21 protein-coding genes are annotated in these 22,118 nt (G+C 32.6%); 8 read left to right on the top strand and 13 right to left on the bottom strand.

The annotated features are described in order from the left end of the window. Nucleotides 1–112: 112 nt before the first annotated feature. From FZ940_RS08950 to gpmI, 13 genes are read right to left on the bottom strand one after another with little or no spacing between them, the layout of a single operon-like run. Nucleotides 113–1,255, bottom strand: coding sequence for a class I SAM-dependent methyltransferase (locus tag FZ940_RS08950; RefSeq protein ID WP_148822295.1), 1,143 nt, complete (start codon nt 1,253–1,255; stop codon nt 113–115). Continuing rightward, complete coding sequence (locus tag FZ940_RS08955; RefSeq protein ID WP_148822296.1) at nt 1,245–2,822, bottom strand: phosphotransferase; 1,578 nt, start codon at nt 2,820–2,822, stop codon at nt 1,245–1,247. Before FZ940_RS08955 ends, FZ940_RS08950 begins: the two co-directional genes overlap by 11 nt. A 2-nt stretch (nt 2,823–2,824) precedes the next feature. Next, nucleotides 2,825–3,172, bottom strand: coding sequence for a cupin domain-containing protein (locus tag FZ940_RS08960; RefSeq protein WP_148822297.1), 348 nt, complete (start codon nt 3,170–3,172; stop codon nt 2,825–2,827). Between the two features lie 12 nt (nt 3,173–3,184). Beyond that, the gene (locus tag FZ940_RS08965) at nt 3,185–4,330 is read right to left on the bottom strand and encodes a hypothetical protein (protein ID WP_148822298.1); all 1,146 of its coding nucleotides are present in this window, start codon (nt 4,328–4,330) and stop codon (nt 3,185–3,187) included. After that, entirely contained in the window at nt 4,327–4,854 is a 528-nt protein-coding gene (locus FZ940_RS08970) for an HAD hydrolase family protein (protein ID WP_148822299.1), read from the bottom strand. The genes FZ940_RS08965 and FZ940_RS08970 overlap by 4 nt, the downstream gene beginning before the upstream one ends. Continuing rightward, nucleotides 4,851–5,624 carry a methyltransferase domain-containing protein gene (locus FZ940_RS08975; RefSeq protein WP_148822300.1) on the bottom strand — a complete coding sequence of 258 codons (774 nt, stop codon included), beginning with the start codon at nt 5,622–5,624 and terminating at the stop codon, nt 4,851–4,853. The genes FZ940_RS08970 and FZ940_RS08975 overlap by 4 nt, the downstream gene beginning before the upstream one ends. Next, a complete protein-coding gene (locus FZ940_RS08980) occupies nt 5,617–7,332 on the bottom strand; it encodes an ABC transporter ATP-binding protein (protein WP_107793364.1) in 1,716 nt (571 codons plus the stop codon). The genes FZ940_RS08975 and FZ940_RS08980 overlap by 8 nt, the downstream gene beginning before the upstream one ends. Before the next feature lie 50 nt (nt 7,333–7,382). Next, a complete protein-coding gene (gene argS / locus FZ940_RS08985; RefSeq protein WP_148822301.1) occupies nt 7,383–8,966 on the bottom strand; it encodes an arginine--tRNA ligase in 1,584 nt (527 codons plus the stop codon). A 9-nt stretch (nt 8,967–8,975) separates the two neighbouring features. Further along, nucleotides 8,976–9,197: a twin-arginine translocase TatA/TatE family subunit gene (gene tatA, locus FZ940_RS08990; protein ID WP_021091616.1), complete on the bottom strand. Its 222-nt coding sequence runs from the start codon at nt 9,195–9,197 to the stop codon at nt 8,976–8,978. A 50-nt stretch (nt 9,198–9,247) separates the two neighbouring features. Further along, a complete protein-coding gene (gene gmk, locus FZ940_RS08995) occupies nt 9,248–9,859 on the bottom strand; it encodes a guanylate kinase (protein WP_103624803.1) in 612 nt (203 codons plus the stop codon). Then, on the bottom strand, nt 9,860–11,302 hold the full coding sequence (locus FZ940_RS09000; RefSeq protein ID WP_148822302.1) for a Highly acidic protein: 1,443 nt from the start codon (nt 11,300–11,302) through the stop codon (nt 9,860–9,862). It lies immediately after the preceding gene. A 57-nt stretch (nt 11,303–11,359) separates the two neighbouring features. Next, nucleotides 11,360–12,121 (bottom strand): flagellar biosynthetic protein FliR, encoded by a 762-nt coding sequence (fliR, locus tag FZ940_RS09005; RefSeq protein WP_103600644.1) that lies wholly within the window; start codon nt 12,119–12,121, stop codon nt 11,360–11,362. A gap of 4 nt (nt 12,122–12,125) precedes the next feature. Then, nucleotides 12,126–13,589 (bottom strand): 2,3-bisphosphoglycerate-independent phosphoglycerate mutase, encoded by a 1,464-nt coding sequence (gene gpmI / locus FZ940_RS09010; RefSeq protein WP_107697491.1) that lies wholly within the window; start codon nt 13,587–13,589, stop codon nt 12,126–12,128. A 79-nt stretch (nt 13,590–13,668) separates the two neighbouring features. Here gpmI and mraY point away from each other — a divergent pair, with 79 nt between their 5' ends. The 8 genes from mraY to FZ940_RS09545 all read left to right on the top strand — a co-directional run. Then, nucleotides 13,669–14,733 (top strand): phospho-N-acetylmuramoyl-pentapeptide-transferase, encoded by a 1,065-nt coding sequence (gene mraY, locus FZ940_RS09015; RefSeq protein ID WP_107697490.1) that lies wholly within the window; start codon nt 13,669–13,671, stop codon nt 14,731–14,733. 8 nt (nt 14,734–14,741) lie between these two features. Beyond that, nucleotides 14,742–15,959 carry a UDP-N-acetylmuramoyl-L-alanine--D-glutamate ligase gene (murD, locus tag FZ940_RS09020; RefSeq protein ID WP_148822303.1) on the top strand — a complete coding sequence of 406 codons (1,218 nt, stop codon included), beginning with the start codon at nt 14,742–14,744 and terminating at the stop codon, nt 15,957–15,959. A gap of 144 nt (nt 15,960–16,103) precedes the next feature. Next, nucleotides 16,104–18,608, top strand: coding sequence for a hypothetical protein (locus tag FZ940_RS09025; RefSeq protein WP_148822304.1), 2,505 nt, complete (start codon nt 16,104–16,106; stop codon nt 18,606–18,608). Between the two features lie 159 nt (nt 18,609–18,767). Then, the gene (locus FZ940_RS09030) at nt 18,768–19,655 is read left to right on the top strand and encodes a glycoside hydrolase family 19 protein (protein ID WP_148822305.1); all 888 of its coding nucleotides are present in this window, start codon (nt 18,768–18,770) and stop codon (nt 19,653–19,655) included. Nucleotides 19,656–19,664: 9 nt separating this feature from the next. Continuing rightward, nucleotides 19,665–20,447, top strand: a complete 783-nt coding sequence (locus tag FZ940_RS09035; RefSeq protein ID WP_107793355.1) for a hypothetical protein — start codon at nt 19,665–19,667, stop codon at nt 20,445–20,447. Between the two features lie 190 nt (nt 20,448–20,637). Then, nucleotides 20,638–21,189 carry a DUF5675 family protein gene (locus tag FZ940_RS09040; RefSeq protein WP_148822306.1) on the top strand — a complete coding sequence of 184 codons (552 nt, stop codon included), beginning with the start codon at nt 20,638–20,640 and terminating at the stop codon, nt 21,187–21,189. Next, the gene (locus FZ940_RS09045; RefSeq protein WP_107793349.1) at nt 21,173–21,883 is read left to right on the top strand and encodes a hypothetical protein; all 711 of its coding nucleotides are present in this window, start codon (nt 21,173–21,175) and stop codon (nt 21,881–21,883) included. The genes FZ940_RS09040 and FZ940_RS09045 overlap by 17 nt, the downstream gene beginning before the upstream one ends. Continuing rightward, nucleotides 21,876–22,118, top strand: a 243-nt coding sequence (locus tag FZ940_RS09545) for a hypothetical protein (protein ID WP_222862005.1), incomplete at its 3' end; no start/stop codon positions are given. The genes FZ940_RS09045 and FZ940_RS09545, both read left to right, overlap by 8 nt.

A 22,118-nucleotide genomic window follows, 5' to 3' on the forward strand; every position in this document is an offset into this window, starting at 1 on the left:
TACCAATATTTATGCACATGCTGTCTTCTTGTTATAAAATTAAAAACATTTTTACCATACCACTGCTCTATATATGGGTTATAAAATATAATTTTTTTCATCTATTTTGAAACTACTCCAAAAACTCAATATTCTTATTAATGTTGTTTAAAATATCGTCTTTGATTTCTTTATTAAAAACTCCTGACCGCAGTATCACTGAAGAATTGTTATTATCTTTTAAGACTTTTGGTGAGGCAACAAAAAGATCTGTTCCGTAAAGTCTCTTTCCTTGCTTATCTGGATTATTGTCTAATATAAGTTTTATTTTATTTACATCAAGACCAAAAGAAATAAGATATTGTGTGAAAACATGGGCTCCAAATAAAAATATATCTTTATTGCTACTTTCTATTTGCTTATTTATCTTGGTTACTAGTTTTTTATGGTAACACAAATATTCCAAATAAAGATCCTTGTTTTTCTTATATAAATTTTTATCAAGCCTAGTAATTTGACTTGCTGATTTTTCACTTTTTATAAAACTATAAAAAATGCTATGGTCATCCAAAAAGTATTCTTTTTTTTCTAAAATAAAACCATTACTACTAAGAAGATATTCTATATAAGGCTCTGAGAGAAAAATAGTATGTTCAAAATTTATGAAATTTGTATACTTTCTTTCTAACATCGCTTGCATGTTTGGCACACTAAATATTAATCTTTTGCCTTCTTTCATGAAGTTAGCAATATGTTTTACAAAAATATTTGGATGATAAATATGCTCAAATACATGAGAATGAAGTATCGCATCATATTCATGATTAAATTTAAATTTTTCATCAAAAAAACATTTTACAAATTTGGCCTTAACGCCATCAACTGGAGTTGGATTTGGCTCTACAATGGTCCAATCAATATCATTATTTTTTTGGTACTCCTTGGATAATATCCCAGAGCCACCACCTATTTCAATCACACTTTTAGGAGAGTAATTTGATATAAATTTTGCAAATTGCAAATGATGCTTCAGCCATAAATCGCCTATAATACCAGCACCATGAGCTTCTGGGTAAAGAACATCAAGAGGTAAAAGCTCATCAAGTTGTATAACGCCACTACTCTTTGATATACTCCAGCTCATATCGTGCAAAATGTCATCTTTTTTGTCTTGATTGGTACAACCCATGAACACTGGGAAGTTTTTAAACGTATAAAGGTGTTCCATATCACTGGAACCAGTTATTTCACATTTCATCCTTTTTTCAGTTTTCATCTTTATCCTTTAGAATTTCATTTAACATATTTTTACCAAGATAGAACAAAAGTAAACTATAAGGATAATGATGCAAAGCTGCTATATTTAAGTAAATAATAGCCGTCATCAACCTAACTTTAGTATAATCATATCCTTTATTTTCTATCCATTCTTTAAAATATTGCTCACAATCAACCAAACTTTGCTTTCTTAAAAAATCATAATGAATATTGTTTAATTTACGACTAACATTAAATAACTTTTTGTCAACTATCTCATGAGACATTATTATGCCGTGATTTAGCTTTCCAAAATCATAATAAATGTCTCCATATTCCATGCATCCACCAAAATTCTGCCTCCAGTCCAAAAGTGTAAATGGCGTCTTTTCATCATCATTTATTAAAATATTTTCAAAATGCAAGTCACCATGAAACCTAACTGGTAAGCCATTGGATAATTCTTGCCAATCTACTTTATCTAATAAATCAAAAATTTTAGGTGCTTTATTTTCATTAATAAATTCTTCACTATCAATCTGCTCAAAATTTGTAAAATACTGTTTTACTCTCTTGTAAGTTTTTTCTTTATAAAAATCCATACATATGCTTTTAAATTTTACTTGTTCTTGTAAATTTAAATCCTTTTTAATCCAAAATCCATCCATCCAATCTAAAAAGTACTTAAATGTAGAAATAGTTGGGTTTTTTGAAAAAACATCACCATTTACTTTTTTATATGCATACATATTTTCAGTCGAGTTTTCTATCTTAGGAATAAAATTTCCAAGCGATTTAGCCCTATAAACTCTATCTTGTATAAAATTTTTATCAATAGAAAATTTAATTACACGCGTATCAACAAACCAAATGGCTTCTTCTTCTTTTTCCAGGATATTTGCATCTATATTTTTTGCAAAATACTCTCTTGTTCTTTCAAGCTGCTCTATATTTCCAGTGTCAAACCATGTAAAATCAATAGGCTCTATTCCAAAGTCTATAAGTGACCTTAACCCAAAACTTTCGCCTATTTCTATAGAACCTTGATTTACGCCATCATTCATAGCATCCCAAAACTCTTTATAATTAAATATGCCAGCCAATCCAATATATGCCTTACCATTCTTTGAACCTTTTGGGCAAATCTCTATAACATGGCTGTTTTTGCTTACGATTGTTCTATACTGTGAGTTATCATCTGTGTCAGCCTGCCCCATCCAATTATGAATAGGCGGCTTTATATTTTCTAAGACAATAGTATCATTTGAAGTAAATATAAATGGGCACTGAAGCTTGTCTTGGCATTTCATGATAGTATAACCAAGTCCAGATCCATCTCCTTGATATAAATCAATATCCACAAATGTAAATTTTCTATCAGGATACGCTAATTTCAAGCAATCTTTTACTGTTTGTGCCTTATATCCAACAGGGATTACAAATTCTATATCTTTGTCAAATTTATCAATGATATATGAAATAGCTGGCTTGTGCGCAACTGATATCAATGCTTTATTTACATTTTTAGTCATACCTTTTAAACGATTGCCAAGACCAGCCGAAGCAATAAGGACTTTATATTTCATGACTATACTCTTTTATACCTATCTTGTAATCTTATAACATCTTCTAGTTCTGGTGTTGAAGCCTCCAAATAAATACAATCTTCAATAGCTTCCATCCTATGAATTTTAAATGGGTTTAGTGTAATTACATCATTCGGGTTCATTATGATTTGACTTAGTTCATGCTCATTATCTCCCAAATATACTTTTAAAATTCCACTTAGTAAATAAACTGTTTCTACCTTAATTTCATGATATTGAAGGCTGCAAGCATGGCCTTTATACATAGTAAGTCTTTTAAACATGTATCGATCGTTCTTTTCTAAGAGCTCCTCTTTTCCCCATGGCTTTTCTATAACAATAATTTCCATTTTAATATCCTTTTATACCATCTTAAATAATCTAATGTATCTTGTCATTGCCTGTTTGATTATTCCTTTTAAATAATTGTCTAAATCTATATTCTTTTCAACCAATTCTCTAGAAACCTTATCTCTCATATTTTTTATACTTTTATTTGCAAAGATATAGTGTCCACAAATAATTGCTTTGTCTATATCTGTTGCTTTGCTATTTTTTAACATCCATTTTTTCCATTTATTTGAGCTCAATGCTGTTTGTATAAAAAAATTAAATTCCTCATCATACCCAAACATTTTCAATATATATAACAACGCTTTTGTTTCAATAACGCCAAATTCTGGAGCTACATTTGAAGCATGTATTCCTATAATTGGCCTTAAAGCTAATGCTTCATCTGATAAATAATCGGTATTATGTTCTTTTAGCAAAACATCAAACTTATTGCATATTTCAAGTGTCTTAAACAAAATATTTAAAGATATTTTTTTACTTTCATTAAGATTTGATCCAAAAATACCTATGTTTTGCATCTCCATAACCTTAGTACCGGTCTGAGCTACAACAAATGTTGGTTTTGTTACTTTATTTTTAATACAAAATTTCTGAACTTCATTTAAAAAATACTCAAATTTTTCTAGATCTTGAGCATATCCATTTTGTTCTTCTGTACCAAGTTCAAATTCTATATTTCTATTATTTTGTTTAGCAAACTCATATGTATAACCATATAGCTCAAAAAGTCGACTTAATATTTGCTCTATTGTTAAGTTTTCGTTTTGTATAGGTATGCTTGGGTCAATATGAATAAAATCAAATCCAGACAATATATCTGTTTCAAAAGATTTTTTTGCTGATCTCATAGAATCATTAATATTTAGATTACTATTTTGTTCCACTAAGCTTTGCCAAGGGCCACCATGATCTCTAGCAATAAAAATATTATCTGATTTTTTTGATCTTACATAATTTGCAAAACTATGTGTGTCAAAATTTTCTACATAACCTCCACCAAATTCAGAAGAGTCAATTTGTCTTCTACTTGCTATTAATATTTGTGGAATACTTAGTTCATTAGATAATTCAATGGCAGCATCAATACAATTTTTACTCATAGGTCCACTACAAAGCATTGTTGCTTTTTTTGCTTTTATAAATTCTCTTATCATATCGTCCATTCTCCGCTAAATTTAATTTGTTTATCTGGCAAAATATCAGGATTATACGGCACAAAAAATTTCTCCAAGATATGCAAAGATGCTTCAGCGACTGCTCGTTCACTTCCACTTGTTTTTGTTACATAACTTGCATACGATTTTGCTATGCTGCTAGAGTTGGCTGGTGCAATTGAATACATTACATTCTTAAAAACATAGTGATCAAAAATACCATCTCCCATATATATAACTTCATTTGGATTCCATCTTTCTTTAATCCAATCTATTCTTTTTATAGTGCTAACTAAATCGAGCGGCATTTTCATATCGTCTACGATTCGAGCCTTTGTTATTTCAAATCCTCGGTGATCGCCGGTTACAAAATGTATAGACATATGTGGCTTTAACAAAGAAAGAGCATCATGGTCATCTGATCCAAAAATTTTCATAATCTTACCATCAGCACTATAATAAAATTTACCATCTGTCATAACACCGTCGACATCTAAAATAAATATTTTTGGTTTTGCTTTCATTCCAACACCTTTCCTTTTACTTTTCCAATATATATAATATAAGGAGAGTTGATTTTATAATTCATATTAATATTAAATAAATTTAAAAAATAATATAGAGGTTTACCAGGTAAAGAAAAAATTTTTTTTATTATTTTATTGTGTTTGATATTTGATATATTTACAACACCAAATTGATAAATCCCAGCGTAATCACAAAATAATGTTTTATAACCATTTATTTCATGTGCTAATAAAATATCGTTTTTATCATATGGAATATGTATGTCGTAAATTCTCTTATCAAAAATTCTTTGCAAAAAACCAAAAAATCCACGCATATTAGGAATAACAGTAACTATAGTCCCATTGTCCTTTAAATAATACTTACTTAAATTTATGGTACTATTTAAATCTTCAAAATGTTCAAATACGCCAAAGGATGTCAAAATATCATATTTTCTACAATTTTTTATATCAAAGAAATCGTGGTGGTATATGTTAGAACAATAGCCCATATTATCGTATATCTCTTTTGTTTTTTTAACAGAAATCCCTTCATAATCAAATCCATTAATCCTATAACCAAAATGATCATGAAAATACAATAAATATGGCGAAAAAGCACACCCTATTTCGCATATATCTTTTTCCTTATTGTAATTTAAATATTTAGTAAAAATTTTATGTAATAACCTATTTGTATAATAATTAATATCAATTTTTGATATCTCTAAGTATTGGTTCCAATTCTTAGCCCAGTAACCCAAACCTGCTTTATCCTTATTCATTTGAAGAATTATCCTTTAATAATTTTACATCACCATTGTTCACTTTATATATTTTATTACATCTAGAAACAGTAGTTAATCTATGAGTTATAATTAAAAGAGTTTTTTCTTTACTTATTTTATAAATTTCATCCATAATTTTTTCTTCCGTATTTTCATCAAGTGCAGAAGTTGCTTCATCAAGTACTAGTATATCAGGATCATTGTATAATGCTCTAGCAATGCCTATGCGCTGTTTTTGACCACCACTAATTTGTATACCACCATTTCCAACCATAGTGTTTATACCATCTTTAGTAGCTAGAAAATCATATATATTAGCTTTTTTTAAACAGTCTATAATCTTTTTTTTATCATATTTATAACCAAAAGAAACATTTTCTCCAACAGTACCATCAAATAGATAAACTGATTGTGGTATATATCCTATTTTTGAACGATAATGCTGAATATTATTACTGCTTAATTTTACGCCATCTAATAAAATACTACCTTCAACTGGCATATAAAGTCCAATAATTAAATCAACTAGAGTTGTTTTGCCTCCGCCGCTCCTACCTACAAAAGCGATTCTATCGTACTTATGTATAGTTAAATTTATATTATTTAATATTGGTTTACCGTTTGTATATTCAAAAGTAACATTATCTAAAACTATATTTTTTTTAAACTCTATACGGTCTCCTCCTTCAATTACATATTTTATACTTAGCTCGTTGTGTATAGATTCTAGTGATTTTGATAAAAATAAAATAGTATTATAACTGCCTAATATTCTATTTACTCCAGGTAATATTCTATATAGAGCTAATGCATACACTGAGATAATTGGTAACACAAAGTTAGGATCATCGTATTTAAATAATACATACATTACAATAACCACAAGAATCGTAAAGCCAATATTTTCAAGTAGTATTTTTGGTAAATTACTTAATACATTATTTAAGATATTGACTTCAGAAAACATAAGTGAAGTTTTATAAAAATTTTCACTAACTTTTGCGTTATTTTTAATGAATTTTAATAATTTAAAATTTCCAAACATTTCATCTACTATTTTAAAAAAATCTGATTGAATTGATGCTCTTTTAGCTCCTTCTGTTTTTATTTTATTTCTTAAAAAAAATATTAAAACAGATACCATAAAAACGATAAATGCTGTTAAGATAATAGTCATTTTCCAGTCAATAGTTAATAATACAATGTATAGTAATAAAATAGTAAAAATTTCAACAAATATCATTAAAAGATTTTGGATATAAATGGATAAATTTATAGTTTCATTTGTTATTATACGCATAAGATTGGATGTATTTTTTTTAGTAAATTCAGCATATGGTAATTTTATATAACTTGCAAAAAGTGCATTAGTATAATAATTAAATAGATTGAACGTAAATTTATTTAAGAAATAGTTATATAGAATAGTATAAACTATTCTACAAATATAAAAAGCTACCAATACAAATCCGAAATAAATTATAAAAGTCACTGAACTTTTAAAAGAAAAATAATCAAAAATAGCTTTAGAATAAACATTATTAAATATTTGCTCAGGATTTGAGGCAAGCGTAATAAACGGCATAACAATGGAGACACCTACAACTTCAGCAACAGATAAAAAGATACTCATAGCTAATAAAATAAAAAAAATAATTTTGTAATTATTTGGAATAATACAAATAAGTCTCTTTATATCATGCATATAAACTTCTTTTTTAACAACAAGAAAAATAACTTTTATTTGCCAAAACTTTACATCCTATCTTTAGCTGTAATTCCCATTATATTAAATGCTGTTTTTATCGAGATAGCAACAACTGCAAAGACTTTTAGTAAGCTATCTTCTTTTTCATTTCCAACCACGCGGTTTTCATTATAAAATTTATGAAAGCTAGCAGCCAGCGACTTCAGATAGTCTGGGATCTTTTGAAGCTGCCTTGAGATAAAAGCATCCTCTAAAATTTCAGGCAAGATTAGCGCCTCAAAAAGTAAATTTTTAGCATTTTCATCTAGGCATTCAAAGTTTGCATTGATTACATCTTGAACATTTTTCCCAGCCTTTGCGAAGACTTGATTTATCCTAGCATGAGCATAGTTTATATAAAAAATCGGATTTGAGCTGTCCTCTTTTTTAAGCTCATCCACGTCAAATTCCAAACTACTCGTATTTGCCTTGCTTATAAAGATAAATCTAAGCGCCTCAGCACCGATCTCACTTACGATATCACTCATCAGCACGGCATTGCCAGCGCGCTTGCTCATCTTGTACGGCTTACCATCTTTTAGCAGACTAACCATCTGCATAAGTATTACTTCAAGCTTATTTTCATCGTATCCAAGGAAATTTATCGCAGCCTTTAGCCTTGCGATATATCCGTGGTGGTCAGCACCCCAAATGTTTATATAATGATCAAAATTTTTCTCAAATTTAGCGTTATGATAGATGATGTCGCCAGCTAGATATGTTGGTCTGCCGTCATTTCTAACCACAACCCTATCGTTATCATCACCAAGCGTGGTTGAAGCGATATAAGTAGCGCCCTCTTTTTCATACATTTGATTTGAACGTTTTAGCTTGTTTATAGTTGGCTCTAAGCCATCATAAAGAGCCTTTTCACTGGCCCAGCTCTCTATAAATATCCCAACATCTGCTAAATCTTTTTTGATGATCTCAAGCACGATATCTTTGCCAAACTCAGCAAGTTCGAGATTTTTGCTTTCGTCATAAAAAATTTCCTTGCCAAATTTCTCATTTGCAAGCCTAGCAATATCTAAAATATAATCGCCTCGGTAGTATTTCTCTGGATAGACAACGCTTTCGTTAAAAAGCTGCTCTTTAGCCGCAAGCGATATAGAAGTACCAAGTAGGTCGATTTGATTACCAGCATCGTTTATATAGTACTCTGTCGAGATAGCATAGCCAAGTCTTTTGCCAAGTCTTGCTAAAGTATCACCGTAAACAGCACCTCTGACGTGTCCGATGTGAAGCGGTCCAGTTGGATTTGCGCTGATGTATTCTATTAAATAGCTATCTTTTTTCGCATCTTCTTTTGCAAAATTTTCGCTGTCTAGCAAAATTTGCTTTGAAATTTCATCTAAAAATTCACTTTTTAGTTTGAAATTTAAGTAGCCATTTATTGCACTGGCCTCGACTATCTTACTGTCACTAAATTTATCAGCAAACTCGCTAGCTATCATGGCTGGCGACTTTCTTAACTCCTTTGCTAGGCTAAAAAGTGGCGTAGCATAGTGGGCTAAATTTTTATCCTTTGGCTTTTCAAGCACAAATTCACGCTCTAAAACCTTTGAAATTTCAGCTTTTATTTTATTTTTCAACTCTAAAACCTATGCGTTTTTAGTTGTTTCTTCTATTTTTTGACTATCGGCATTCTCTTCTTTATGCTCGACTTTCTCACTTTTTTCAGGTGTTGTATCTTCCATCTCAGCCTTAAAAGTCTTTATGCCTTTGCCTAGTCCTTTTGCAAGTTCTGGGATCTTCTTTGCTCCAAAAAGTAAAACAATAATCGCTAAAACAACTAGCCAGTGACCAATACTAAAAGAACCCATTTTTTCTCCTCAATAAATTTTTCAAAATGTTATCATAAATTCCTGAATTTCTAGCAATCTATCCACTCATCAATAACGCGTCTTAAGTCTATTTTTGTACTTTTTAACCTCATTGCTCTAAGAATTGATTTTAATCCTTTATAACTCTTTTCAATGTCATCATTTACCAAAAAATAATCATATTCTAAGATGTGCTCCATCTCGCCAACCGCGTTCATTAGGCGATTTTCTATCGTTTCTTCGCTATCAGTTCCGCGGTTTTTCAAGCGTTTTTTAAGCTCTTTTTTATTTGCAGTTGTTATAAAAACCGAAGTTATGTAGCTTTTAAATTTTTCAAGTGCGATATGAAAGCCTTGCACATCGATATCAAATATCACTATCTTTCCAGCCTCAAGTGCTGCTAAAACAGGCTTTAGACTCGTGCCATAATAGTTTTTATGCACCTGTGCCCATTCTAAAAATTCACCCTTTTCTATGCCGCTTTTAAATTCATCTTCTTTTATAAAATAATAATCCACTCCATCGACTTCGCCTTCTCTTTTTGCCCTTGTCGTACTTGAAATAGAAAAATAAAGATCCTTCTCTTCCTTTAAAAGACGGCCCAAAAGCGTACTTTTCCCACTTCCACTAGGTCCTGAAACTACTAAAATTTGTCCTTGCAACTACTTTTCCTCAAAACTTATATTTATCTTTATGTTCATATCTTTTAGCACATCTCTTAGCGAGCTTTCGTTTAACGACTCATGGACATGTTTTGTGATCTTTTTGGTTAGCTCTTCTTTATAGTCAGTATCTATTTTTGTTTCATCGTATGAGCTAGTTTGTGGTGCATTATTTAATCCAAATGCTGCTTGCATCGTATTTTCATCTATTTCTTCAATAGATGCTACATCAAAATTTGGGCTACCCAACGTCTCTTCTTTAAGATTTTCTTCCTCAAATACCTCATCTACCATACCTAGATCTTCTTGTGCAAGGACTTCTTCAGAAATTTCTTCATGATCTTCTTTGGTTGGCTCTTTTTCAAGGTCTATATCTTCATCTAAAGAAATGTCCTCTACTTCTTTGGTAGATTCTTCGTCTATATCTTCCTCTAAATTTTGACTAGTTTCATCTATCAAATCTGCCTCACTACTTTCAGGCTCAAAATTTTCATCACTACCAAAATCAGTCTCTAGCTCATCAAAATTTTCACCATCTTCGCTAGCTTCTTCGTTTAGCTCTTTATCCAAAGACTCGATCTCGCTAAGCTCTTTTTTACTTTGGCTTATATCATCTACAAATTCTTCATTAAGCTCGGTAGTTTCTAAATTTTGAGAATTTTGCTCAACCATTTTATCAAGCTCGTTTTTCGCCTCTTCATCCGCCAAGTCACTCTCGCCCATATCATCTATCTCATCTACAAGCGAACTAAGCTCATCAAAGTTATCACTATGCTCTTCTTTTATCGCAGGCGGCTCATTGTTTTGCTCTAAGGATTTATCTATATCTTCTGAATCAGCCATATATTTGCTAGCTATGTCATTTATCATATCATCATCTATGAGTTCAGTGTCTGTTTCATCAAAACTAATATCTTTATCCTTTAAATCCTCGGCCTCTAGTTCACTTAGCTCCTCTTTTAAAAACTCATCATCTAAAGCCTCGTTATCAAAATTCTCTGCTTCATCATCTTCTTTTGCTAAATTTTCAAGTCCCATATCAATTTCTGGAAGCTCAAAATTTTCTAAATCATCAAAGTTTTTATTGCTTTCGTCAAAGTCATTAAAATTTGCAGACTCATCTAGTCCAAGTTCAAGTTCTTTATCATTGTCAGTATCTTTGTTTTGTTCAAACAAACTAATAAATTCTGTTGGTAAAAAGGGCTTTTCAAGCATAACATCAGCAAAATCAGGCTTTTCACCGCCTCTAGGTGCTAGATACATTATCTTTTGATTTAAATTAACATCGCTGCTATCCATATCACTATCGATGATAATATAATAAAATTGATCTCCAACACTATTAATATCGTCAAATTCGCTATATTCTATGCCTAGCTTATTTAAACTTAACGTTATAAGGCGAGAAACTGCTGGGTTTTTGTTTACAAGTGCAACTTTCATAATCCCTCCTTGAAGAGCTTGAGGCTGTATTTTATGATAAATTTCATTGCTATTTACTTAAAAAAATAGTGCTGGCATATCGTTTAAAATCTGCACCATCATATCAGTTATGATTTTTATAATGCCGGCTAAAATAGCTATCAAAACCGAAAAGCCAATACTTACTTTAATAGGATAGCCAACAACCAATAGGTTAAATTGTGGCATAGTTTTCATAAGCATGCCAAAAATAGCATCTGAAAGTATAGAAAGTGCGATAATAGGGAAAGCCAGAACAAATCCAAACATAAAAAGATTGCCAAAGAGCTTTAGGGCGTAGCTCATCACACCGCTTCTTGGATAAAAATCTCCAAGCGGTATAGCAGAAAGTGAAGTGGAATAAAACTGCAATATTAAATGGTGCCCATCAAGCATCAAAAATGCAAGAAGCGCGATAAAATTTAAAATATTTGCGATCACTGGTGAATTTGTACCGGTTTGTGGATCAAGCACTGAAGCCATCGAAAAACCCATAATCATCGAGATCTGCTCGCCAGCCATTTGAAGTATTGCAAAAACGATATTTAGCAAAAGCCCAGCGCAAAGTCCGAGCATAGCCTCACTTAAAATTTCCATGATCAAAAAATTTATAGCATGCTCATGAGCGTGAGATAATGGAAAAAGCACAATACAAAGAGCAAAAACTAGCAAAGTTTTTACGCTAAGCGGGATTTGATTGTGAGAAAAGAATGGAAAAAATACGATAAGCCCACTAAGACGTGCAAAAAGGAGCATAAAGGTTATGACTTTATCAGCTCCAAAAAACTCGACTAGCTCCATTATTTTATATTAACGCCTCGTCCATCTCAGCTGGAATTTCAAGCCCCATGATCTTTAAAACACTAGGAGCGATATTATTTAGACCGCCGTTTTTTACTTTTTTTACGCCATCAGCCATCACAAAACAAAAGACATCATAAGTCGTGTGATTTGTCAGTAGCTCACCGCTGCTATCACGCATCTCTTCGCAGTTTCCGTGATCACTCGTGATGATCATCGCATAGTTTTTCTCTTTTGCCTTAGTGTAAATTTCTCCAAGAGCCGTATCTACTGCCTCTACTGCTTTTATAGCAGCCTCATAGTTGCCAGTATGCCCCACCATATCGCCATTTGCGAAATTTACCACGATGAAGTCTTGCTCGTCATCCATGCCTTTTAGTACGGCTTTGCAAACTTCTGCTGCGCTCATCTCTGGCTTCTCGTCGTAGGTTTTTACCTTTGGACTAGGGATTAGTACCCTCGTTTCATTGCTAGCTAACTCCTCGACGCCACCGTTAAAGAAAAATGTGACGTGGGCGTATTTTTCAGTCTCAGCCGTGTGAAGCTGCCTTAGTCCAGCCGCTGCTATGACCTCGCTTAGGGTGTTTTTTATCTTTTCATTTTTAAATAGCACTTCAAAATTAAAATTTGCGTCGTATTCGGTCATAGTAATTAGATTTTTGATAGCAAAAGGTCGCTCAAACTCGCTAAATTTCTCTTCGCCCAGAGCCTCGCAAATCTCTCTTACTCTATCATTTCTAAAATTTATAAAGATCACGCCGTCATCTTCGCCCATGCCCTTAAAGCCATTAAAGCTTGCTGGCTTTACAAACTCATCTGTCACGCCCTCATCGTAGCTTTTTTGCAGATACTCACTTGGCGATAAGCTGCTTAAATTTGCTCCCTCTACTAAGCTATCATAGGCCTCTTTTACGCGCTCCCAGCGTTTATCTCTATCCATCGCATAAAATCTCCCACAAACGGTAGCTATCTTAAATTTAGCTTCCAAACTTTTTATAAAATTTATACCACTATTTGGGCTAACGTCGCGTCCATCGGTGATAGCGTGGGCAAAAACTTCGCAGCCATTTTTGCTAGCAAGCTCGCACATACCATCAAAATGCTCCATATGAGAGTGCACGCCGCCGTCGCTATAAAGCCCTATGATGTGGATCTTTTTGCACTTTTTAAAAAGAGCTTTTAGGGCTTCATTTTCTGCTATAGAGCCGTCAGCGAAGCTGCGTGAAATTTTGACCAAATTTTGATACAAAACTCGCCCACTTCCTATACACATATGTCCTACTTCGCTGTTTCCCATCTGCCCTTCAGGTAGTCCCACAGCGTTTCCAGAGGTTTTTATGAGCGAGTTTGGAATTTCTTTAAAAAATTTCTCGTAATTTGGCTTTTTAGCCGCCTCAAATGCGTTAAATTTACCGCTTTTATTAAATCCAATACCATCAGTTATTATTAAAATAGTTTTTTGACTCATTTTGAAAATTTATCCTTAATTTTAGATAATTTTTAAGGCCATTATACTAAAATTGCTTTTTTTAAAAATAAAGGCTCTCATGTTTTACTATATCTATGAAATTTTAAATTTTAATATCTTTCAATACATCACCGTTCGTGCTGGTATCGCTTTTTTCATCGCTTTTGCACTCACAACTTATTTGATGCCCAAATTTATCGCTTGGGCAAAGGCAAAAAACGCCGCCCAGCCTATCTACGAGCTTGCCCCACAAACTCACCAAAAAAAGGCAAAAACGCCGACTATGGGCGGACTTGTCTTTGTCTTCACAGCCGTACTTTCCACGGTAATTTGCGCAAGGCTTGATAACGCATTTGTCTTAACATCTCTCTTTTGCCTAGTTTGCTTTACACTGCTTGGCTACAAGGACGATTACAGTAAAATTTTAGGAGCAAAAAATCACGCCGGCCTAAGCCCAAAAACAAAGCTCTTTTTTCAGTTTTTAATAGCCTTTGTAATTTCTATTTTTTTATATGCAAGTCACGAGCTTAGCACCGAGTTTTATCTACCTTTTTTTAAGCAACCTATTTTAGATTTAAAAATTTTTGCCATTTTCTTTTGGACACTGGTCATAGTCGCTGCTTCAAATTCAGTAAATTTAACAGACGGGCTTGACGGGCTAGCTACTGTGCCATCGATATTTTCACTTTTAACACTTGGCGTTTTTGCTTATATCTGCGGACACGCTGTCTTTAGCTCATATTTACTCTTGCCAAAGATCATAGGCGTTGGTGAAAGCGTTGTTGTCTCTTCAGCCCTAATTGGCTCATTGATGGGCTTTTTGTGGTTTAACTGCCATCCAGCTGAAGTCTTTATGGGCGATAGCGGCAGCTTGAGCGTTGGAGCATATATCGGTTTTATGGGCGTTGCGACCAAAAATGAAATCTTACTCATCATCATTGGCCTCATATTTGTCGTTGAAACCCTAAGCGTCATTCTGCAGGTAGGCAGCTTTAAAATTTTTAAACGCAGAATTTTTCTTATGGCGCCTATACATCATCATTTTGAGATAAAAGGCTGGGCAGAAAATAAGATCATCGTGCGCTTTTGGATCATCGCGCTTTTAGCAAACCTAATCGCACTAACTGCGCTAAAGATCAGATAAGGAAAGTCATGAGAAAATCGCTATTTGGCTACGGTGGCACGATAAAGGCGATCGCTAAAAATTTCATAAAAGATGGATTTTGGGATATCTATGATGATAAATTTAGTAAAATTTCAAAAGATGAGTTTGGCAATGTTCTTTTGCCAGTTAGCGAATTTGATCCAGCAAAAAGCGGCCTAGAGATACCAAGCCCAGGTATCCCGCCTCATCACGAGCTTATTAAAAAAGCTAGAAATTTAGTTAGCGAGTATGACTATTTTTATGAAATTTATAAAGAAAATCTGCCATTTAATATCTGGATAAGCGGCACAAACGGCAAGACGACGACCACAAAAATGATGCAGCATTTGCTAGAGAGCAAAGGCTCAGTCATGGGTGGAAACGTTGGCATTGCACTGGCAAATTTAGACTCAAACGCTAAAATTTGGATACTTGAGACTAGCTCATTCACTCTTCACTACACAAATCACGCCACACCGGGCATCTACGTGCTTTTGCCGATCACTCCAGATCATCTAAGCTGGCATGGCGACATGAGCGAGTACGAAAAGGCTAAGCTAAAGCCGCTTGCTAGCATGAGCGAAAGTAGCGTGGCGATCGTGCCTGAAATTTACGCCAACACGCCAACAAGGGCAAAAGTGATCGCTTACAAAGACGAGAGTGATCTGGCTAAATTTTGTGGTGTAAGCATAGATGATATAAATTTCAAAACACCATTTTTACTTGATGCACTGCTTGCATTAGCGGTGGAGAAAATTTTATTTGACCGATGCGATGTCGCGCTTTTAAATACCTTTGTTATTGAAGCAAACAAGCTCGAAGAATTTAGCGATAAAAATGGCAAAACCTGGGTCAATGACACAAAAGCGACTAACATTGATGCGAGCATACAGGCTGTAAAACGCTACAAAGATCATTTCATACATCTAATACTTGGCGGCGATGATAAGGGTGTTGACATGACGCCACTTTTTGAAGACTTAAAGAGCTTAAGAGTAAAAATTTACGCCATTGGCTCAAATAGTGACAAACTTATGAAATTAGCGACTAAATTTGGCATACCGGCTTTAAAATGCGATTTTTTACAAAATGCTGTCAATGAGATAAATAAAGAGCTAAAGACCAGCGAGATAGCACTTCTTAGCCCGGCAGCTGCGAGCCTTGATCAGTTTAAGAGCTATGCCGAGCGAGGCGATAAATTTAAAGAGTTTATAAAGGCGCTTTAAATTTACAAGCCCTTTTAAGTAGCCTTGTCAAAAATAAAAACATGCAAATTTGTGTTTTTGACATAAATTTTTACTATAAAGTTTTATTGTTGAATACTTTTTAAGTTTGTGCTAATATTTAGCAAAAATTTCCAAGGAAGTTTAATGCCTCTAACGCCCAGAAATGATGTAAATTTTAAAAGAAATTTAATAGATATCATAAAATTTTCATACGACAATGACATAAGCAGACCATTTATATCTAACAGCAAACTACTTATTGGATATGGCTTTAGCCTAAAAGATGATATAGAACTTATTTGTGCTCAAATTTATAAAAATAACAAAGACAAAGTCATAAAAGATGTCAAGCGAACTATCAATAACACCACGAGTACGACTACCATAGGAAAGATAGATACAGATGAACTTTTTAAAAAGATAAATTATGCCGCAAAAGGGGCTTATGCAAAGTCTGGAAACGCCGATACTTTGCCTGAGTTTGAATTTGGCTCGGAAGATCAACTAAATGCCATCTTGGAGCAAAAGCTTACGCCGCTAATCCAAGAGATAAATCAAAAATTAAACAACTCGCCACTTAAAAATTTACAAGCCCTTTCACTTACTTCAGATACGCAAAACAGCCAAATTTCAAGAGAGCATGTCGCACTTTTAGCACTTCTTTATATCAGCAAGAAAAGTAATATTGATCCATCCCTAGCAAGCTATATCAAAAGCAAAAATCGTTTTAAGGCCTGGTTTTGGCTAGCATATGAGAGCTTTAGTGATGAAGCGAGCAATAAAATATCTCTTTTACGAGAAAAAATTTCAACTCAGTTTGGGCTTTATGAAAGTGATGAACAAAATATTAATTTTGCCGAGTGTATAGATATTTTTAGCCATTTAAATATATCCAAAGCAAAATATAAATCAAAAAATCAAAACAATAAAGAGATCATCCAAAACGTCACTCATTTAGAATTTATGAAGCTTCAAGAAAATGGATCAAATTTAAATGCATCAGATGTATCAAAGTGTGAGGCTTTATTTCAGCCATTTGTTAATAAGATAAATTCTTTATTAAGCACTCAAAGTACAAAGACCTTTGGCCTTGAAAACATATACTGCGTAAATTTAATCAGCTCAAATGCTTCAAACACTTCAAGAATAAATAAGCTCTTAAGGCAAAGAGAGGAGGAATTTTACAAACAAGAAAATATACTCTTGCTATGCCTAAGGAAGATGACAACTCCTATTAGAGTCTTTCAGCCTAAAAAGAGCGAATTTACCGTTGTGCTAGCTAGTCAGACTCCATTTGATTGCAGTGAGCTAAACCCAAAAGAGCTAAATTCTAGTAGGCCAAACTATGGTAAGGTAAATTTATGCGAGCTAATACTTACTGACTTTAAATTTGACTCTTATGAAGATAGTAAAAATGAAGAGATAAAATTTAAAAATGCAAAGAGCAAAGATACGGTAATGCTCTATCAAGAAAACAAAAATGAAGAAGATAAGATAAATGGTGCTACCTTTACTAGCATAAAGCAAAATAGCGATGATATAGAGTATAAACTAGAAGATGGCGTTATAAGTATGAAGTACTTTGAAGACCAAACGTCCAAAAACAAACACCTAAATTTCTCTTTATTAAATTTCGCTAAAGAGAATAACTTTATCCTAAGAGACGATAAAGACTCAGCCATGTTTGATATAAAGCTTCGTCTAGCGCATGGCAATAATATAGTACCTACATCAGCATCAAGTTCAGGTCTTATTCTTACAATAAACAATCTCATCATTGAAAACGAAGATGGCAAGGTAAGTGAAGATATAGATAAGATATATCTTCATCACTGCTTTGATAAAAGTATATATGAGAGTATATCTTTAGTAAAAAATGAAGACTCAGATATCAAAAACTCATATACAGCTACATTTAATATCCCAATAGATAAAGAGAATAAAGGAGATACTAAATTTATACTTTATTCAAGTGATCTAAGTAAAGTTTATAGCACTAAAGATATTCATGCTCACACTGATACAGCTGTAATATCTTTAGGATATCAAGATAAGAGTAGCTCTAACTTTTGCTATAGCAATAAGGTCTCATTAAGAGATATAACAGATCATATAACAAATGTAATCTCTGATAGTGAGTATCCATTTAAGACAAATGAGCCAATAAGCTTAAAGGCTATATATAAACAAGAAAAAGGTAGTAAGAGATATAAAGAGATACTTTGGGGATATAAGGTCATAAAAAGTAAAGAGTATGATGAGCTATCCAAATCAAATCCAAAAGATGTAGTAGGCTTAAAAGATCAAAAGGGTAAAGAGATAACATTTAAAATTTCAGATGTTATACAAAAAGATGATCTAGATAAGCTAAAGCAAGGTGGTCATACTATAGTATTTTTTGCATATCTTGAAGGTGATAAGGATAAATTTAAGTTTTATACAAGATATGGTAAAAATCATATAAGAATAGATATAAAGATACCTGTATATATTAAATTTAAAGATGATAAGCTAGTTATATATGAGTTTGAGCATGCTATAAAAGAGAAGGCATTTGATGCTAAATTAAAGCTTAGTGATGATAAAGACGATGCTTTAATAAAAAATGATAATTACTTATATATAAATAAAAATATCTCATCAAATTAGATAAGTATCTATGAAGATGATAAGCTAAGCAAAGAGTTAAAAAGTGATGAGAAGACGAATAAGAGCTATCAAATTTATGCAAAAGAAGAGAGCTCTAATAATCAGTCTAATGCAGATAAAGATGATAAGCTTGGTATAAATTTATTAAGTAAAGAGGATATGGATAAATTTATTAACTCTTTTAATGAATCAAAGAGTTTAACTAGAGTAGATAGTGGTATGTGGGAAGATGGGGATAAGGAGATAAATGTTTTAATTGAGATTAAAGACTATCCTTTTACGCTAAGTATGCTAAAGCAGGTATTTACCAACATAAAAACAAATCAAGAATATATCTTACAAGAGATGGTGGATGAGCTAAATAGAAGAGATGATGATGGAATTCAAATGTATGTAAAATATAAGCTTGATACTAGAAATAGATTAGAACATTTTTTTGGGCAATGCTTTGTAGAGGCAAAGACAACAAAAGGTGATTTTACTTTAGAAGAAGAGTTAGAAAAATTTACAGAGAATAATATAATTAGCCATAGAGGCAAAGCCAGATTAGAAGAAGCCAAAAAACTATATCCGCAATATTACGATAAGACAAATCCTTCAAAATGGGCCAAATTTGTTGGTAATGCTATGTACTCTGATCGTGGAAAGGGTTATTTGGGCAATGATGGTGGCGATGATGGATTTAATTTTAGAGGTAGAGGAATTAAGCAACTTACTGGAAAATTTAACTATAAAGATTTCAACAAATATGCGCATAATAATTATTGGCTGGATGAAGAAGTAAATTTTGTAAATTCACCAGATTTATTGATTTTAGATGGAAAATATGCTCTAGTATCTGCTGCTTATTTTTGGACCATAGAAAGACCAAAACCTAAAAAATATCGTCTTTATGAAATAGCCGATGAAAGCAAAGCAGATTCGGACAATAGTGATATAGTAGAGCGCATAACTACTGTTATAAATCCACAAAAACTTGGGCTAGAGCATAGGAAAGAGGCGTATAAACGTATCAGAGATGCAAATATATTTAAGATGTTTCAGTAAGGATGTAGGATGAAATTTAAAATTATATTGCTAGCCCTAATTGCTAGTTTAAATTTAAGCGCTTTTGAACCTTTAAGCCCTGAAAATGCTATCAATAAATTTAGTAATGATTTTTACCAACTAAATGATTATGATTCAAGCCCTTGGAGGGATTACGGCACAAAGAGCAAACCAAGCTTTGCCTGCTATGACACCAAAGGCAAATATAAATTTAAAAAATACTCTCTAGAAGACTTTATATGCCAGTCAGACTATAATTCTTTTAGAGATAACTATTTTAGCGATCTTTATAATCTCATCATACAAGAAAATCCTAAGTTAAAAGATAAAGCTCAAAAGATAGCTAGAGAAAGGATAAAAGATAGTAAAAAAGAGTGCATTAGATACTCAAAAAAAGAGTATGACTATAGCTTTATCGCAAAGTCAGCATTTTTTGTATCTGAAAGTATCTATTGCGTAAAGAATTTCTATAGAGAGTATACTGCTAAGCTAGCTTTAATGCTTTATGAAAACGATAAAAAGCTATTTGAGAGAATTTACGACGAAGATTACGAGAAATTTAAAGAGGTTTTTGAAGATACCTTAAAATATGTACCGATAGAAAATGGTAGTGCATCAAGAGACGTAAAAAGAACTGAAAAAAACAACAAATTTTTACAAAAATACAAAATTTACCACTATGATGCCGATTATCCACAGATAGATGACCTGCTCTATATCATACTTATTCAATACTCCTTAATAGACAAAAATGGTCATTTAGTTTTGCCTGAGAATAGAAAAGAGGAGTAGTGTGTCTACTTCTTTAAAAAATATTTAAAGCTAGTCTAAAACATGATGATGTCTTGATAAATAAAAACATAGATCAAGCGTAGGACGTAAATATCTATGAAGACGATAAGCTAAGCAAAAAAATATAGATAAATTTATTAGCTCGTTTAACGACTCAAAGAGCCTAACCAGAGTAGATAAGGGTATGTGGGTGGATGGGGATGAGGGAGTTGGGGTTTGCGCCATAAATGATAATATAATTTATATTACTAGAAAGTGGGAATATAAAGCATCCAGTCACTCATCTAGCTCTACAATAAGTGAATTTGAAATTAGCGATAGTGATTTAACAGGCTATATATTAGAACCATATGGCGAAAGCACAAAACAGTCTGGTCAAGACAAAAGAATACCTACAGGAAAATATAATCTAGTATGGCATGTTTCTACAAAATATTCAAAAGACAAATACTCCAAAAATAAGCGTGGAAATTTTTTAGAAAATGGATTTCCAAAATTATATAATAATGATGTTCCTAAAAGTAGAGCCATATTAATACATGTTGGTAGCAAAGGGGAGTATTCTGAAGGATGTTTGCTGCCAGGGAACGATATCGTTGTTGGTGAAATAAATGGAAAAAGATACGTTACAGGTGTTTCTGGCAGTATAAACAAATTCTATCAGCTTATAGAATATATCGAGAGTAATGGAATAGATAACGTAAAAGTTGTGATTGAGGAAAAATATGAAGATTATAAATAAAATAATTCTTTTATGGTTAATGGTGTTTGTGTCGCCAGCTCTTTTTGCAGAGCAAACCACCGAGAAGTGTTTTAATGGCTTTTTAGATAATAAAGCACATTTTGCCAAACAAGACAAATTTGACGATTTTGATTTTTCTAACATTTTAGCTGACAATCGTATAAAATTTTTGGGTTATATCGGAGCTGATTATCACAGACTACATATAAATTTTGATAGCATTAAAAAGATATCAAGGTCAAAATATATAGTATCTGGCGACTATAAGATAACCGGAGAAGCTCGCCCATTTAACGGCAAAATTCAAATAACCAAGATAAAAAAATATACAAATTTTAACTACGGCGTTGATGATTTTATGAAAGGCAAAATAAATGCCCAAGGCATAGCCTTAGCGACCTATTCTCTAAAAGGTGAAACAGAGAAATTTCAAGCTAAAGGCTGCATGCTAACAAGATGGTACATTGACAACGATAAAAAATTGTTATACGACGATATATCAGAAGATGAGGATTTGTATGCAAATAATTTATTTTGTGGAGAGTGCGAGGTGGGTAAGATGCAAACAAGGCCGTGTGCATGGGGGCATTACAGGATACCAAATAGCGGCGATCTTGACATAGGGGCTGGAGAATTTAGTCCGAACCCAAAATATCTTGGCAACGGCTGGAGCGACTTTAATAAAGATGAATAAAATTACAATGAAACACTTTTTAATACTATCTATAATTTTAGGTTTTCTAAATTTAACAGCCAGTGAAAATTTGCCGCGCACAACAAGCATAGACAAAATCAAAGTAGGTAAAATTTTACCTACAAATAATTTATCATCTAAAAAAATTAAATATTTCTTAGGCGGCGAAAAGACAAGCTTCATAAATTTATCAAGAACACAGATAATGACGCTCGATTTTTGTTGTGGTGGTAGC

The sequence above is a fragment of the Campylobacter concisus genome (assembly GCF_902460415.1).
In the GTDB taxonomy this organism is placed as follows: domain Bacteria; phylum Campylobacterota; class Campylobacteria; order Campylobacterales; family Campylobacteraceae; genus Campylobacter_A; species Campylobacter_A concisus_Y.